Here is a 15,253-nt window from a genome sequence, read left to right as displayed (position 1 = left end):
TGCATGCCGTGCCGCCGATGCCGACCTTCACCCAGTGGACGGGCCTGCTCGGGGGCGAGGTGGTGCTCAAGGCTCTCGCCAAGGGGATGCCTGAGCTCGTGCCGGCGTGTTCCGGAGGCGACGTGAGCTCGATGATGGGCGTCGGGGTCAACCCCCGCACCGGAGCGAGCTGGCTGGAGGCGACGAACGAGGCGGTCGGCTTCGGTGCCCATGCCGGTGGCGACGGCGAGGACGGCATCATGCACCTGTCCGAGCCGGGCTGCCGCAACAACCCGGTCGAGGTGCTCGAGACCAAGTCACCGATGTTCATCGAGTCGTACGGCTATCGCACCGACAGCGGCGGCGCCGGTCGCCACCGCGGTGGTGTAGGTGTCGGGCGGGCCTATCGGTTCGAGGCGGATGCCGCGGGAATCTGCTTGGTGTACAAGACGAAATCCGCGCCGTGGCCGATTGCGGGGGGCAGGCCCGGTGACCCCAACCACATCGTCCTCAACCCCGGCACGGAGCGCGAGAGCCGGCAGGCAGGCGGCTACAACCGGCTGCACACCGGTGACGTGCTCGTCAACAACACCGGCGGTGGCGGCGGCTACGGCGATCCGTTCGACCGGGAGCCCGAGCGCGTCGCCCACGACGTGCGCAACGGCTTCGTCAGCGTCGCAGCCGCGGCGTCCGCCTACGGTGTCCGTGTCGATCCGCAGACCTTCGAGGTCGACCACGCCGGCACCGAACGGCTGCGCAGGGTCGGTGCGGGTGGCGGGGGCTGAGCTCAGCGACCGAGCAGGTGGGCGGCCATGTGGATGCCGAGCCGGGTGCCGGGAGCCTCGATGTCGACCCCGAGCCGCCGGATCCGGTCGATCCGCCCCGTCACGGTGTTGCGGTGCACTCCGAGCAGCTCCGCGGCGCGACCGGTCGAGCCGCCGCAGTCGAGGTAGGCGCCCAGGGTCTGGGCGAGCACGATGCCGTCCTCGACCGAGGCGAGGGGGGCGAGTGTTTCGAGAGCGAGCTCGCGTAGGGCCGGACCGTCGACCGCAGCGAGAAAGGCCCGTGCCCCCAGGTCGGTGAAGGACTGGGGTGGCTGCCCGGGGCGGTCGCGGGCCGCACGCGCGGCCAGCTCGGCGTGGCGCAGCGACGTCGCCAGCCCGTCGGCACCGACCGGTGTGCCGACCCCGGCGAGCAGGGTGATCCCGATGGAGACCTGCTCGAGGCACCGCTGGAGGGTCGCCGACAGGGTGCGCAGCGCCCGTCGCTCCAGGGTCCGGGCCTGCTCAGGTGACCCCGTCTCGAGCTCGTCCTCGAAGCTGATCCAGACCCCCCACCCCTCGCCGTGCCGGACGGGCCCGGCCAGGTCGAGTCCCTGGGGCCACGCGGCGGCGAGGGTCAGGTCGAGGTCATCGTCCACCGGCATGTCCGTGTCGAGGGGGACGATGCTGCCCGCGATGACCCGCGGTCCGAGCCGCCAACCCAGTCGCTCCGCTGCGGCGCGCGCCTCGGGACGGTGGAGCTGCCCGCCCGGTCCTGCAGGAGCGAGCTGTTCCCTCCAGCCCGGATGGCCTCCGCCGCGGGGCCCCGGCTCGACAAGCTGCCTCAGGGTCCATTCCTCGAGCTGGCGTCGCTGTGCCAGTCCGATCTGGGCAGCGGCCTCGCAGGCGATGATCTGCGCGCGGGCGATCTCGAGGACGGCGTGGACGGTGCGTGCCCAGGCCACCGAACCACGCTCGAGGGTGGCCAGCAGTTCCCGACCCTGTCGCACGTCGAGCCGTCCCATGGGCACGCGGATCGACGGCTCCGGTGCCGCAGTGGCTTGTCCCTCGGTGTGCCGGGGTGGTGTGTGCAGGGTGACCTGGACGCCCGGCAGCTCCGACTGCACGACGGCAAGGATGGAGTCGACGTCGTACTGCTGGGCTACGAGCTCGGCACATCTGGCGACGAGGCGGGCCCGGCTCGCCTCGGGGTAGGCGACGATGGCCGACAGCTCGAGGGCGAGGGCCGCCAGGTCGCCGCCGTGTATGCCGAGCGGCACCGACAGGCGCTCGGCGAGACTGATGACGGATGGGGCGGCGACCATGTCGAGCTCGCAGATGACGGCGCGGACGTTGCGCTCCCAGGCATAGCGGACCGCGATCGCCGTCGACCAAGCCGTCCGGGCGATCCCGTGCTGGAGGACGACGAGGGTGCCCGGCCGGGCCGCACGCACCTGTTCGACGTCGTCGACCAGACGCACCTCGTCGACCACCCGGTCGAGTCCGGCGAGCGCGTGCAGCTGCACGGCCCGCATGGGCTCCGTGCGCAGCAGTTCGGCCAGGGTGATGCTCTCGCCGACCGGACCGCCCTGTCGGAGGTCGTTCATCGCAGCCCTCCTCGGTAGGGCACCTTGAGCCCGAAGGCGCCCGGGCCCGCCCGGGCGATACCGGCCGGGGTGTGCCACCTCTCGTGCGCGGGCAGCAGCAGGACGTCCACGGTGTCGCCCTCCTGCAGGTCGAGCAGGTCGACCGTGCGACCCCGCAGTGGGTCCAGCAGGCAGATGACGTCGGGGGCTGAACCCGCGATGGTGCCGTCCACGAGCGCGAGCACCGCCTCGTTGCGGACCTCGAGCGTGATCTCGGCGCCGGCGGAACCAGACTTGGCGAGCCGGATCGACACGGGTCCTGCTGGCTGGTCCTTGGGGGCCCCGGGCTCGGCATGCTGGCTGATCTCGAGCACTCGTCCGCGTCCGATCATCCGTCCTCCGAGCTGTTGGGCGAGGCGGGGAGCGAGCTGGCCCCGCCCCGAGCGGAGGGTGGCGCCCGCGGCGAGGCAGCGAGAGACGCTTCCCGGGATGCCGGCCGCCGCCAGCGCGACGGCTGGTGCGGGATAGAGGGCCGTGAGCAGCCACCCTCCCGCGCCGGTGAGGGCGGAGCGCTCCACCGGCTCACCGCGGCGTAGCGGTGACTGGACGGTCACGATGTCGGCCCAGGGACCCACGCCGACCAGGGGAGCGGGATTCAACCCACCGAGCGCATAGGTCGACTGGTCGATCAGAGGCAGCACCTGGCCCTGGCCGTCCACGTCGATGAGGGGCAGCTCGAGCAGGCACGCCGCGGCCACGGCGAGGAAGGCGTTGATCCCGGAGGCGTTGAGCGGGGCCACTGCCTCCATCCGGGTCCCGAGGAGGTGTTCGAGCTGGCGGACCGCGAGGACCGGCTCGTCGCCCCGAAGTGGGAGCTCATAGAGCGCTGCGAGGGAGCCGACGAGGCCGACCGTGCAGGCGTGAGCGTGCGGACCAAACCGCACGGAGACCTCGTCCGGGGGGATGAGGGGGATCGGGCCGCGTTCGGCGAGGAGTCGCTCGATCCAGCCCTCGAGAGCTCCGGTGAAGGTGCTGGCGGCGGTGAGCACCCCGAGCTGGGAGCCGGAGAGCAGGGCGTCAAGGTGGTCGACCGTCAGGGCGGTCACCGCCTCCCGTGACCGGTCGCCGTCGTGGCCCGGGGCGGAGCCACTGGATCGTTCGATGGCCATCGGCTCAGCCTGCGTCGGTCGGGAAGCCGACGACATGTGCCCGCAGGAGGACCGGACCGGCGGTCAGGAAGGACAGGGGCGAGTAGTGGTCGGCGATGGTGCGCAGCTCGACCGGTCCGTCCGCAGCAGCGAGGACACGCCCTTGGGCGATCTGCAGGAGGAAGTGGCGCACCTGCTCCACCTCGTCCCGCCCGGACACGACGGCATACCTGACGATCTCGGACTGTGGCAGTGAGGCGCGGGCCCCCAGAGCGGCCAGGGTCGCCGCCTCCTGCCTGACCATGTGCGCGTGCGGCAGCTGAGCGGCCAAGGTCGAGGTCAGCGCCTGGAAACCGTCCGCGGCGTCGTCGTCCGTGGGGACCTGGGTGAGCACCACGGGGCGGTCGTCGACGAGGTCGCGTGTCAGGGCAGCGACTGCCGGACCCTTCAGGATGGACTCGACGGCGTGGCGCTGGCTGAACCGCAGGTCACCGAGCCGGGCCGAACGGCGCATCGTCCGGGCGCGCAGGACCCCCTGTTCGATGGTCAGCAGACGTGCATGGTCGCCGACCCACACGACGATGACGGCGGTCGGGACGCCAGCGACTGCCGCTGCTCCCTGCGCGACCAGACCGTTCGTGCTGCCGAGGAGACGGGTCGGCAGCGCGCGGGCATCCTCGACGCCGAGGCGGGCACCGTCGGCGCCCACCAGGGACAGCGAACACCCGGCACGTGCGGCTCCGGTCTCCAGGTCGTCGAGCAGGGCCGACGTGGCCGGCAGGAGGGAGGCAGCCAGGATGGCGGACCTCTCGCGTTCGAGGAACCGCCGGCCGCCGGTCTCGTGTGCGAGGACGACCCGACACCCGGGCGCTGCCCTCAGCAGGTGCTCGGCGACACGGTGCTCCACCTCGCTGTCGAGCAGGGCACCCATGCCGCTGACGCAGATCGCGGCCGAGCCTCTGCGCTCGGCCAGCCGGATCGCGTCGTCGATCGCCGAGGTGTCCTCCGGGATGACGCGGCCACCGTGCAGGTCGACCCCTCCGGCGAGGTGGACCCAGCCACCATCGACCTGGTGGCCCAGTCGTTCTGGCCACCCGTCGAACGGTGTGGCGACCGTGACGGGCGTCGGCGAGACCCTGACCACGGTGACCTTGCCGATGGGAGATGGCGATGCCCCGCCCGGCGAGAGCTGGGTGACCCAGTGGTCGAGGACGGGACCGATGTCCGCGACGACGCGAGACGGGGCCGGCTGCATTTCGTCGAGGGCTGCCGCCAGCCCGGCGCCCACCGGTTCGTCGGGGCCGACGGCACGGACCACCGAGGACGGCACGCAGGTGCCGTCCTCGGTGGTGCAGAGCGTGGCGACGGTCATCGTCCTCGGGGAGATCGTGACTCCCACGGTGCCGCTCACCGTGCCATTCTCGCGCATGGCGGGGTCAGCGTCGGCGACGCCTCAGGACCTGGTCGACGCTGACCGCAATGAGGATGAGCGCCCCGGTGAGGACCTGCTGGTAGGTGGTGTCCCAGCCGAGCAGGTTGAAGCCGTTGCTGAACAGCTGGAGGATCAGCACGCCGGCGCCGGCGCGCCAGATGGCGCCCTCGCCGCCCATGATGCTCGTGCCACCGACCACGGTTGCGGCGATTGCGGTCAGCTCGAGTCCAGAGCCGAGGCTCGCCTGGGCGGACCCACCGCGGGAGGCGAGGATCAGACCGGCCAGGGACGCGGTGATCCCCGAGATGACCAGAGCGAGGATCCGCACGCGCGCCACGCTGATGCCCGAGAGCCGCGCCGCCTCGGCGTTGCCTCCGACGGCATACAGCTCGCGCCCGAAGGTCGTGCGGGACAGCAGGAACCACGTGACAGCCAGGACCGCGATGAAGGTCCAACTGGCGAGGGTCAGCCCGCCCGGGTTCACCTGGTAGTTCAGCACCCGGAACGAGTCCATCTGGTTGGTGAGGGGGTAGACGATGGACCCGCCGGTCAGGAGCACGGCCACGCCCCGGAAGACGATGCTCGAGGCGAGGGTGGCGATGAACGAGTGCACGCCGATACCCGTGACGACGAGGCCGTTGACGAGGCCGAGGACGCCGCCCACGACGATCGCAGCGAGGAACCCGGCGCCGACACCGAAGGACTGGGTGACGAAGACACCGGTGATGGCGCTCACCGCGAGCATGGCGCTGCTCGAGAGGTCGAAGACACCGGAGATGATGCAGAGGGTCGCTCCACAGGCGACGATGCCGACGACCGCCATCTGGTCGACCAGGTTGCGCAGGTTGCCGGCTGTGAGGAAGGTGTCGGTGCTGATCGACAGCAGCACGACGAGGATGGCGATGCTGAAGACGATCCCGTAGTCGCGCACGAGGCGGGAGCGGTCGGCGCGACGTCCTTGCGGGCTCGGGACCGAGCGGGGAGCGGTTGCTGGGGTGGTGTCTGTCATCGGACAACCTCCTTGTCGGCGAAGGCGGCCGCCAGGACCTCTTCGGGACTGGTCTGGGATGCGGTGAAGCTCGCGCTGACACGGCCCTGACGCATCACGATGACGCGGTGGGACAGGCCGAGCACCTCCTCGACTTCCGAGGAGATGAGCAGCACCGCGGTGCCTGCTCGCGCGAGGTCGGTGATGAGCCGGTGGATCTCCGCCTTGGCGCCCACGTCGACGCCTCGGGTCGGCTCGTCGACGATGAGCAGGTCAGGCTTGCGGGCGATCCACTTCGCGAACATCACCTTCTGCTGGTTGCCACCGGACAGCGTCCACACCTGACCGCCCAGGTCTGCGCCGCGCACGTCGAGCCGAGCCGTCGCGTCGGCGGCGAGACGCGACTCCGCACCTGGCCGGCGGACACCGCCGCGGGAGATCCGCGAGATGCTCGCCATCGTCACGTTGTCGCGCACCGACTGGGTCAGGTGCAGGCCTTGGTCCTTGCGCGACTCCGGGACCATCGCGATCCCCGCGCGCATCCCTGCGGCCGGGGAACCGGGCCGCGGCCGTCTGCCGTTCACGGTCACCTCGCCGCTGTCGGGACGATCCGCGCCGAAGACGAGGCGGGCCAGCTCGGACCGCCCGCTGCCGACGAGACCGGCGATCCCGACGATCTCGCCCCGGTGGACCGTCAGGTCGACACCTCACACCGCCTGCCCGCGAGAGAGCCCGCGAGCCTCCAGGACGACGGGGGCATCCTCGGCGAGCTCCGGCAGCTCGGGGAAGAGCAGCTCCAGGCTCCGTCCGGCCATGGCCGCGACGAGACTGTCCGGGGTGTGCTGCTCGGCGGGTTCGGTCAGGATGTGACGGCCGTCGCGCAGCACCGTGACGGTGTCGCAGACGGCGAGCACCTCCTCGAGGAAGTGGGACACGAGGATGACGATGACGCCGTCGGCCGCGAGCCGGCGGATCAGCGCCAGCAGCGCCTGGGTCTCGGATGTGGTGAGCACGGCCGTCGGCTCGTCCATGACGATCAGCCGGGAGCCACGGGAGACCGCACGGAGGATCTCGACCTGCTGCTGTTCCGCGATCGTGAGCGTGCCCACCTGACGGTCGGGGTCGAGCTGGAAGCCGACCCGTTCGCACAGCTCGGTGAAGCGCCGGCGGTCCTGCCCCTGCCGGAGCAGCCCACCCCGGCTCGACCAGGCCCCGAGGAAGACGTTCTCGAGGACGGTGCGGGCCGGGACGGTCGCCAGCTCCTGGGAGATGATGCTCAGCTGGTGGTGCAGGGCGTCAGCCGGAGACTTGACCGAGATCTCACGTCCCCCGACGAGGATGCGCCCGGCGTTCGGCCGCTCGACGCCCGTGAGGATCTTCATGAGGGTCGACTTGCCCGCGCCGTTCTCCCCGACGAGCCCGTGCACTGAGCCGGGAGCGAACTCGACCGTGATGCCGTGCAGCACCTGGGTGCCGCCATAGCTCTTGAAGACGTGCTCGAGCGTCACCGGCTCCGGGGTGGTGGCTGCCCCCGGTCGAGGGGGCCGCGCGTCGTGTCGTGTCTCCGGCGTGGCGCTCATTCGTCGTACTGGCCTTCGACCTTGGACGCCGTGTCGGCCGTGCACTTGAGGCCGACCGGCGAGAGCTGCACGTAGGCGGTCGACTGGGGGACGGCGCCACCGCGGGCCTTGGCCAGGCCGAGGGCGGTGGCCGTCGCTCCGGACGTCTGCTCCGGGGTGCAGACGGTGGCGAACCAACGGCCGTCCCGGACCGCCTGCACGGCCTGGCGAGAGCCTCCGTTGGACACCCACTCGATCTTGGAGGCAGAGCCGGCGACCGCGGTGGCCCCGGCGATGGCCTGTGAGGACCCGATGACCACGTTGATGTCGGGGTGGGACTGCAGCACGTCCTGCATCGCCTTGCGTCCTGCCTCGTTGGTGTAGCCGCCCTCGACCGAGGCGACGACCTGGGCACCGCCGGCCGTGAGCGTGTCGTGGACGGCCTTGGTGCGGGCGTTGTCGAGCGGCAGGGTCTTGAAGCCCTCGAGATAGGCGACCTTGCACGGGTTTGCGGCGGCCTTCTTGCACGCCTCCAGCCCCAGGCTGCCGAGGAGCTTGCCGTTCTCGGTCGGGACGTCGACGACCGTGATGAGCCCGGGAACCTGCGGGTCCTTGGTGTCGTAGCGCGTGCCGATGGGAGCGAACTGGCCGACGACCGTGATCCCTGCTGCGAGCGCCTGCTCGACCGCCGGGATGACGACGGTGCCGTCGTTGGCCGAGACGACGAAGACGTCGAAGCGACCGGACGTGATCGCGTCCTGCATCTGGCTGACCTGCTTCTGCGCATCGAAGGCCCCGTCGAAGAACTCGGCGGTGGCGTTGTGGGCCTTGGCATAGCCCTCGACACCGTGCCAGGCGGCCTGCGCGAACGAGTTGGCGCGGGCAGCGCCGAAGAAGGCGACATGCAGCTGCTTCGACTCGTCGACCTTGACCACGGAGTCGGGGCCGCTGACCGGCGGCGCCGACTGCGCCGTGCCGGAGGCAGCCGACCCGGCGGGTGCGGCGGCATTCGGCGCCTGGACCGAGCAGGCCGTCGTCAGGAGGAGCCCGGCCCCGGCAAGGACGGCGCCGACGGCGAGAGAGGGGTTCTTCATGGCGTGGATCTCCAGTGCGTGATGGGGGCAGGATGGGGGAGGCTCGGGTGGCGGCGAAACTACGTCTCACGACCACTGGCGGGTTGTGCCGGGGGACCAAGGGCCGTGCCGTGTGATGTGCACACGGCACGGCGCGGCCTCACTCGTCGTACTCGCCCTGGACCTTGGAGGCCGTGTCGGCCGTGCACTTGTTCTCGACGGGCGACAGGGCGGCGTAGCCCGTCGCAGGCGGGACGGCGCCGCCACGGGCCTTGGCGAGGCCGAGCGCCGCAGCGGTGGCCCCGGCGGTGCGCTCGGGCGCGCAGACGGTGCCAAACCAGCGTCCGTCCTGGACGGCCTTGACCGCCTGGCGGGAGCCGCCGTTGCCGACGAAGAGGATCTTGCTGGCGGCGCCGGCCGCCGACTGGGCGCCGGCGATCGCCTGCGACGAGCCGATCACGACGTTGACGTCGGGGTGGGACTGCAGCACGTCCTGCATCGCCTTGCGTCCGGACTCGTTGGTGTAGCCGCCTTCGACGGAGGCGACGACCTGAGCGCCGCCCGCCTTCAGGGTGTCGACCACGGCCCTGGTGCGCGCGTTGTCGAGCGGGAGGGTCTTGAAGCCCTCGAGATAGGCGACCTTGCAGGGGTTGGCGGCCGCCTTCTTGCAGGCCTCGACGCCGAGTGCGCCGAGCAGCTTGCCGTTCTCGGTCGGGACGTCGACCAGGGTGATCGTGCCCGGCACCTGCGGGTCCTTCGTGTCGTACCTCGTGCCGACCGGGGTGAACTCGACGACCACGGTGATGCCCGCCGCGAGCGCCTGCTCGATCGGTGGGATGACGGCCGTGCCGTCGTTGGCCTGGACGATGAAGACCTTGAACCGGCCGGACGTCACGGCATCCTGGATCTGGCTGGTCTGCTTCTGCCCGTCGAAGTTCGGGTCGAAGAACTCCGCGGTGGCGTTGTGCTCCTTGGCGTAGCTCTCGATGCCCGTCCAGGTCGCCTGGGCGAAGGAGTTGGCGCGGGCGAAACCGAAGAACGCAATGGCAAGGGGCTTGGACTCGTCGACCTTGGCGACGCTGTCGGGGCCCGTCACGGGCGCGGCCTGGGCGGCGGTGCCGCTGCCACTGGCGGGCGGGGCGGCGGACCCGGCGGGCCCGACCGAGCAGGCAGCGGTGAGCAGGACTCCCGCAGCCATGGCGGTCGCGGACAGGCGGTGGAACGAGGGCTTCATGTCGGCCTCCGGAAGGGTCACGGTGCCAGAGCACCTCGCTCTGACTGGCCCGAAAGTACGGGCGGCCCACCATGGTCGGTTGTGCGCCTCGCACACCGCGCCGACTCTCGCCTGTGCGGCCAGACCCGCCCGCGTCGCGACCTGTCGCACACACTCCTGCCCGGTGTCACAACGACGCCCCTGCTCGCTGATCTGCGACGCACGCCCACCCACTTCCCGGAGGATGCGCATGGACCGCACAACCCGCGTGGCCGTCGATGTCGGCGGAACGTTCACCGACGTCGTGAGGCTCGACCCCACGAGTGGAGAGCTCGTCTTCGACAAGGTGCCCACCACCCCCGAGGCGCCGACGACCGGCGTCCTCGCCGCCTTCGACAAGGTCGACGCCAAGATCAACGACGTCGTCATGTTCACGCACGGCACGACGCTCGGCCTCAACGCCCTGCTGACGCGCACGGGCGCACGCACGGCGGTCATCGGCACGCGCGGCTTCCGCGACGTGTACCTGCTCGGGCGGACCGACCGCCGAGTCAACTACGACATCACCTATCGCAAGCCGGCGGCACTGCTCGAGCGCTACGACACCTTCGAGGTCACCGAACGCAGCCGGTTCGACGGCTCCGTCCACACGCCGTTCGACGTCGAGGACGCGACCCGGGTCGCCAAGGAGGTCGCCGAGCGCGGGTACCAGGCCGTCGCCGTGGCCTTCCTGCACGCGTACGCCAACCCGGAGCACGAGCAGCGGATGCGGCAGGTCCTCGAGGAGCACGCGCCCGGTGTCGCCGTCACCCTGTCGCACGAGCTGTCCCGCGAGTACCGGGAGTACGAGCGCACGAGCACGGCCGTGCTCGACGCCTACATCAAGCCGCTGGTCAGCACCTACCTCGAGACGCTGGAGGAGCGGCTGGAGGGCCAGGACTTCGGTGGCAAGTTCCTCATGACCCGGTCCGGTGGCGGAGCGATGACGGCGCGGGCGGCTCGCCAGCAGCCGGTCTCGCTCGTGCTGTCGGGCCCGGCCGGTGGTGTGATCGGCGCGGTCGCCTTCTCCGAGCTGGTCGGCGAGCCCAACCTGATCACGATCGACATGGGCGGGACGAGCCTGGACGCATCCCTCGTCCTCGACCACGAACCCGTCCTCTACCAGGGCGCGGAGTTCGAGGCGATGCCGATCAACATGCCCTCGCTCTACATCCACACCATCGGTGCTGGCGGCGGCTCGATCGCCTGGCTCGACGGAGCCGGAGCCCTCCAGGTCGGTCCGCAGAGCGCGGGCGCCGCACCCGGCCCGGCCTCCTACGGGCGAGGTGGCACGCAGCCGACCTTCACCGACGCCGCCGTCGTGCTCGGGTATCTCGGCTCGGACACGGCCCTCGGTGGGACCCTGACGCTCGACGCGTCGTTGGCCGAGCAGGCACTGGCGCCCATGGCCGAAGCCCTCGGACTCTCGATCCCGGCGCTCGCCCGTGGCATCGTGCAGATCTCCAACACCAAGATCATGGGCGCCGTTCGGGCGATCACCGTCGACCTCGGGCGCGACCCCAAGGACTTCGCCCTGCTGTCGCTCGGCGGTGCCGGTGGGCTGGTGGCCGTCGAGGTGGCGCGCGAGCTCGACATCCCGACCGTCATCGTGCCGCCGGGCCAAGGCGCGTTCTGCGCCTTCGGCATGCTCATGGCCGACGTGCAGCACGACTTCGCGCGGACCAACGTCATGCCCCTCACGGAGCTGACGCCGGAGGTCACCAGCCGCGCCTACGCGGACATGGAGGAGCAGGCGCGTGAGCGTCTCGCCGAAGAGGGCTTCGGCCCGGAGGCGAGCAGGCTCGTGCGTACGCTCGACGTGCGCTATGCCGGCCAGGAGCACTCCGTGACGCTCCCCTTCCCGGAGGGTCTCGACGACCCGCTGCCGACCATCGAGGCGACGTTCGCCGAGGTCCACGAGCGGCAGTACGGGCATGTCATGCCCGACCCGCTCGAGGTGACCACCCTGCGTCTGCAGGGGATCGGTCAGGTCGACAAGCCGCGGCTACCCGAGCTGCCCCGTCGCACGGACGGACAGCCGGCGCCGGTCGGCACGAGGACGGTCTATGTCAACGACCGTGACCCCAAGGCGCAGTACGCCCTCTACATCCGCGAGCAGCTGCTCACGGGTGACGTCGTCGCGGGACCGGCTGTCGTCGCCGAGCACACCGCGACCTCCGTCATCCACGCCGGCGACCGGCTCGAGGTCGGCGCCCACGGCGAACTCGTCATCCACCTGGGCAAGACCGAGGAGAACCACTCATGAGCGACGCCATCACGACCGAGATCATCCGGCACGGCCTGTTGGCCGCCGCCGAGGAGATGGCCCGCAATCTCTGCCGGGCGGCCTACAACACCGTCGTCTACGAGATCCATGACTACGGAATCGGCATCCACGACGTGCACGGCGACGTCGTTGCGGATGCCCCGGGCATTGCCATCTTCACCCGCGCCAACGACCACGGCATCAAGAAGTCGATCGAGTTCCTCGGGATCGAGTCGTTCAAGCCGGGCGACGTCTTCATCCTCAACTACCCCTACTGGGCCTCGGCGCACACCCTGGACCCGATGGTCTTCGCGCCGATCCACCACGAGGGGGAGCTGATCGGGTTCACCTCCTGCCGGATCCACGTGCTGGACCTGAAGCAGAAGGACCCCGGTTACGTCCTCGACTCGACCGACATGTACCAGGAGGGGCTGTTCTTCCCCTCCTCCAAGCTCTACCGGGAGGGCGTCCTCAACGAGGACATCTTCAACGTCATCCGCTACAACAGCCGGCTGCCGGAGCGCACCATCGGTGACATCCAGGCGCAGGTCTCCGCCTGCGTCACCGGCGTCCGTCGGACCCAGGCCATCGCCGCGAAGTACGGCGCGGACACCCTGGCCGAGGCGATGCAGGCGATCAACGACCACGGCGACCGGCTGGCCCGGCTGGGGCTGGCCAAGCTGCCCAAGGGGACCTGGACCGCGTACGACTTCGTCGACAACGACGGGGTGGACCTCGACCGGCTCATCAAGATGAACGTCACCGTGACCATCACCGACGACGAGATGGTCATCGACTGGACCGGCAGCGAGAAGAACGTGCGGGGGCCGATCAACTGTCCCCTCGGCCTGACGGAAGCCCTCTCGAGCCTCATCTTCAAGGCCTTGACGACGCCCGAGACGCCTGTCGTGGCGGGCAACTTCCGGGCGCTGCGGCTCATCACCGAGCCGGGCTCGGTGATGCATGCCGTGCCGCCGATGCCGACCTTCACGCTGTGGACGGGCCTGATCGCCGGTGAGGTCGTCCTCAAGGCTCTCGCCAAGGGGATGCCCGAGCTGGTGCCGGCGGCATCTGGTGGAGATGTCAGCTCGATGATGGGCCTCGGCATCAACCCGCGCAACGGCGAGAACTGGCTGGAGGCGACGAACGAGGCGGTCGGCTTCGGTGCCCATGCCGGTGGCGACGGCGAGGACGGCATCATGCACCTGTCCGAGCCGGGCTGCCGCAACAACCCGGTCGAGGTGCTCGAGACCAAGTCACCGATGTTCATCGAGTCGTACGGCTATCGCACCGACAGCGGCGGCGCCGGTCGCCACCGCGGTGGTGTGGGTGTCGGGCGCACCTACCGGTTCCTCGCTCCTTCCACGGGCATCTGCCTCGTGTACAAGACGAAGACGAAGCCGTGGCCGATCGGCGAGGGACTGGAGGGCGACAACAACCACATCATCCTCAACCCGGGCACCGAGCGAGAGGTCGTCCAGGGCGGCAGCTACAACCACCTCGAGGAGGGCGACGTCCTCGTCAACAACACCGGGGGCGGCGGCGGCTACGGTCACCCCTTCGACCGGGAGCCCGAGCGCGTCGCCCACGACGTGCGCAACGGCTTCGTCAGCGTCGAGGCGGCGGCAGCGGCATACGGAGTGTCCGTCGACCCGGCGACCTTCACGGTCGACGAGGAGCGGACTGCCCAGCTGCGGGCGGTCCGCGCGTGACCACCTCCGCTCTGGCGATCGTCAACGCCGCCGTCTTCGATGGCGAGTCGGCGCAGCTGACCGAGGGCCCCGTGGTGGTCCGGGACGGGCGTGTCGAGAGCATCGGTGCGCCCGCCCCGGCCGGGGCCGAGGTCATCGACGCCCGGGGCGGGACGGTGCTGCCGGGCCTGATCGACGCGCACTGCCACGCCTACGGCATCAGCCTGGACATGATGGGCCTCGAGGCGAACCGGCTCAGCTATGTCGCGCTCGTGGCGAGCACCCGACTGCGCAGCGCCTTGCAGCGCGGCTTCACCACGATCCGGGACGTGGCGGGCGGCGATGCTGGCATTGCGCGCGCGATCGGCGAGGGGTGGATCGCCTCACCGCGATACCTGTTCACCGGTGCGGCACTGAGCCAGACCGGTGGGCACGGTGACGGGCGCCCACAGCACTGGGACGTCTGCCCGTGTGACGGGCACGGTGTCGAGGTCGTGGACGGGGTGGACCCGTTGCGCGTCGCCGTGCGCGAGCGGTTCCGGCAGGGTGCGCACGCCATCAAGATCATGACCTCCGGGGGGGTCGTCTCGCTGACGGACCCGATCCGGGTGCCGCAGTACTCCGCCGAGGAGATCCGGGCGGTCACCGAGGAGGCGAGCCGGCGCGGGAGCTATGTGGCCGCTCACGCGTACTCGCCGGAGGCCGTGGTGCATTCCGTGCTCAACGGGGTGCGCTCGATCGAGCACGGCAACCTGCTCGACGCGGCGGCTGCGGCTGCCATGGCCGAGCATGACGCGTTCCTGGTGCCGACCCTGGCCTGCTACGACGCGATGGAGCGCCGTGGCGAGGACCTTGGGATGGCGCGCGTCTCGCGGGAGAAGAACCGGGAGGTCCTCGAGGCCGGACGTGAGGCGATCGAGATCGCGGTGGCGGCGGGGGTGGCGATCGGCTTCGGCACCGACCTGATGGGCGTGCTTGAGGCAGAGCAGCTCAACGGGCTTCGGCTGCAGGCAGAGGTCACCGGGATGCTTGAGCTGCTGCGCTCGGCCACCTCTCGCAACGCCCGCCTCATCGGCCGGCCGGACCTCGGCCGGGTCGAGGTGGGCGGCATCGCCGATCTGCTTGTCGTGCAGGGCAACCCGTTCGAGGACGGCGAGTGCCTCTGGTCGGTCGAGGCGGAGCGCGTCGTGGTGCAGGCCGGTCGGGTCGTCCACCGCGGTCCCGCTCAAGGGCCCCACTGACCGGGAGTCACCAATGCCGAAGGGCGAGGGCCGTCGATCCCCGATCTGGGGCCGGCGGTCCTCGCCGTCCACAGTCTCGAGAGGCCCACGGATCGCAGCTTGACCCGCCCCGACGGCTCACCTTCACCCGCGCTGCTCGGAGCGAACCTTCCTCAGGCAGGCCGTCCGTGTATGCAGAACGCCCCAACCTTGTCGGTCCTCGTCGTTTCCTTGGCACTGACCCGGTTGCGAGTGGTGGTCTGGGGGCCTCTCGGGTCCCGCGGTCTCCCTAAATCGC

At 70.7% G+C, this 15,253-nt stretch carries 12 protein-coding genes; 4 read left to right on the top strand and 8 right to left on the bottom strand.

What is annotated here, in order from left to right:
• On the top strand, nucleotides 1–764 hold a 764-nt coding region (locus N864_RS11855; RefSeq protein ID WP_034716899.1), incomplete at its 5' end, for a hydantoinase B/oxoprolinase family protein.
• Between the two features lie 2 nt (nucleotides 765–766).
• Here N864_RS11855 and N864_RS11850 read toward each other — a convergent pair.
• From N864_RS11850 to N864_RS11820, 8 genes are all read right to left on the bottom strand, one after another.
• Nucleotides 767–2,347 carry a PucR family transcriptional regulator gene (locus N864_RS11850; RefSeq protein ID WP_034716895.1) on the bottom strand — a complete coding sequence of 527 codons (1,581 nt, stop codon included), beginning with the start codon at nucleotides 2,345–2,347 and terminating at the stop codon, nucleotides 767–769.
• The gene (locus N864_RS11845) at nucleotides 2,344–3,495 is read right to left on the bottom strand and encodes a DUF917 domain-containing protein (protein ID WP_034716892.1); all 1,152 of its coding nucleotides are present in this window, start codon (nucleotides 3,493–3,495) and stop codon (nucleotides 2,344–2,346) included. Before N864_RS11845 ends, N864_RS11850 begins: the two co-directional genes overlap by 4 nt.
• A 4-nt stretch (nucleotides 3,496–3,499) precedes the next feature.
• Nucleotides 3,500–4,885, bottom strand: coding sequence for a hypothetical protein (locus N864_RS11840; RefSeq protein ID WP_155892914.1), 1,386 nt, complete (start codon nucleotides 4,883–4,885; stop codon nucleotides 3,500–3,502).
• Nucleotides 4,886–4,910: 25 nt separating this feature from the next.
• Nucleotides 4,911–5,915 (bottom strand): ABC transporter permease, encoded by a 1,005-nt coding sequence (locus tag N864_RS11835; protein ID WP_034716888.1) that lies wholly within the window; start codon nucleotides 5,913–5,915, stop codon nucleotides 4,911–4,913.
• Nucleotides 5,912–6,592: an ATP-binding cassette domain-containing protein gene (locus N864_RS25685; RefSeq protein WP_205620931.1), complete on the bottom strand. Its 681-nt coding sequence runs from the start codon at nucleotides 6,590–6,592 to the stop codon at nucleotides 5,912–5,914. Before N864_RS25685 ends, N864_RS11835 begins: the two co-directional genes overlap by 4 nt.
• Before the next feature lie 9 nt (nucleotides 6,593–6,601).
• Nucleotides 6,602–7,402: an ATP-binding cassette domain-containing protein gene (locus tag N864_RS25680; RefSeq protein WP_205620930.1), complete on the bottom strand. Its 801-nt coding sequence runs from the start codon at nucleotides 7,400–7,402 to the stop codon at nucleotides 6,602–6,604.
• A gap of 68 nt (nucleotides 7,403–7,470) precedes the next feature.
• A complete protein-coding gene (locus N864_RS11825; RefSeq protein ID WP_034716886.1) occupies nucleotides 7,471–8,547 on the bottom strand; it encodes a sugar ABC transporter substrate-binding protein in 1,077 nt (358 codons plus the stop codon).
• A 139-nt stretch (nucleotides 8,548–8,686) separates the two neighbouring features.
• Complete coding sequence (locus N864_RS11820; RefSeq protein WP_205620929.1) at nucleotides 8,687–9,781, bottom strand: sugar ABC transporter substrate-binding protein; 1,095 nt, start codon at nucleotides 9,779–9,781, stop codon at nucleotides 8,687–8,689.
• Nucleotides 9,782–9,989: 208 nt separating this feature from the next.
• On the opposite strand from N864_RS11820, the gene N864_RS11815 reads away from it, so the two are divergent.
• Genes N864_RS11815 through N864_RS11805 form a run of 3 tightly spaced genes read left to right on the top strand, consistent with a single transcriptional unit; the run spans nucleotide 9,990 to nucleotide 14,976 of the window.
• Complete coding sequence (locus tag N864_RS11815) at nucleotides 9,990–12,044, top strand: hydantoinase/oxoprolinase family protein (RefSeq protein ID WP_051518496.1); 2,055 nt, start codon at nucleotides 9,990–9,992, stop codon at nucleotides 12,042–12,044.
• On the top strand, nucleotides 12,041–13,756 hold the full coding sequence (locus N864_RS11810) for a hydantoinase B/oxoprolinase family protein (protein ID WP_034716882.1): 1,716 nt from the start codon (nucleotides 12,041–12,043) through the stop codon (nucleotides 13,754–13,756). The genes N864_RS11815 and N864_RS11810 overlap by 4 nt, the downstream gene beginning before the upstream one ends.
• Nucleotides 13,753–14,976, top strand: coding sequence for a metal-dependent hydrolase family protein (locus N864_RS11805; RefSeq protein WP_034716880.1), 1,224 nt, complete (start codon nucleotides 13,753–13,755; stop codon nucleotides 14,974–14,976). The genes N864_RS11810 and N864_RS11805 overlap by 4 nt, the downstream gene beginning before the upstream one ends.
• The last annotated feature ends 277 nt before the right edge of the window (nucleotides 14,977–15,253 follow it).

The sequence above is a fragment of the Intrasporangium chromatireducens Q5-1 genome (assembly GCF_000576575.1).
Lineage (GTDB): Bacteria > Actinomycetota > Actinomycetes > Actinomycetales > Dermatophilaceae > Intrasporangium_A > Intrasporangium_A chromatireducens.
The sequence above is the reverse complement of the archived record's forward strand: the minus strand, read 5'-3'. Positions and strand labels throughout refer to the sequence as shown.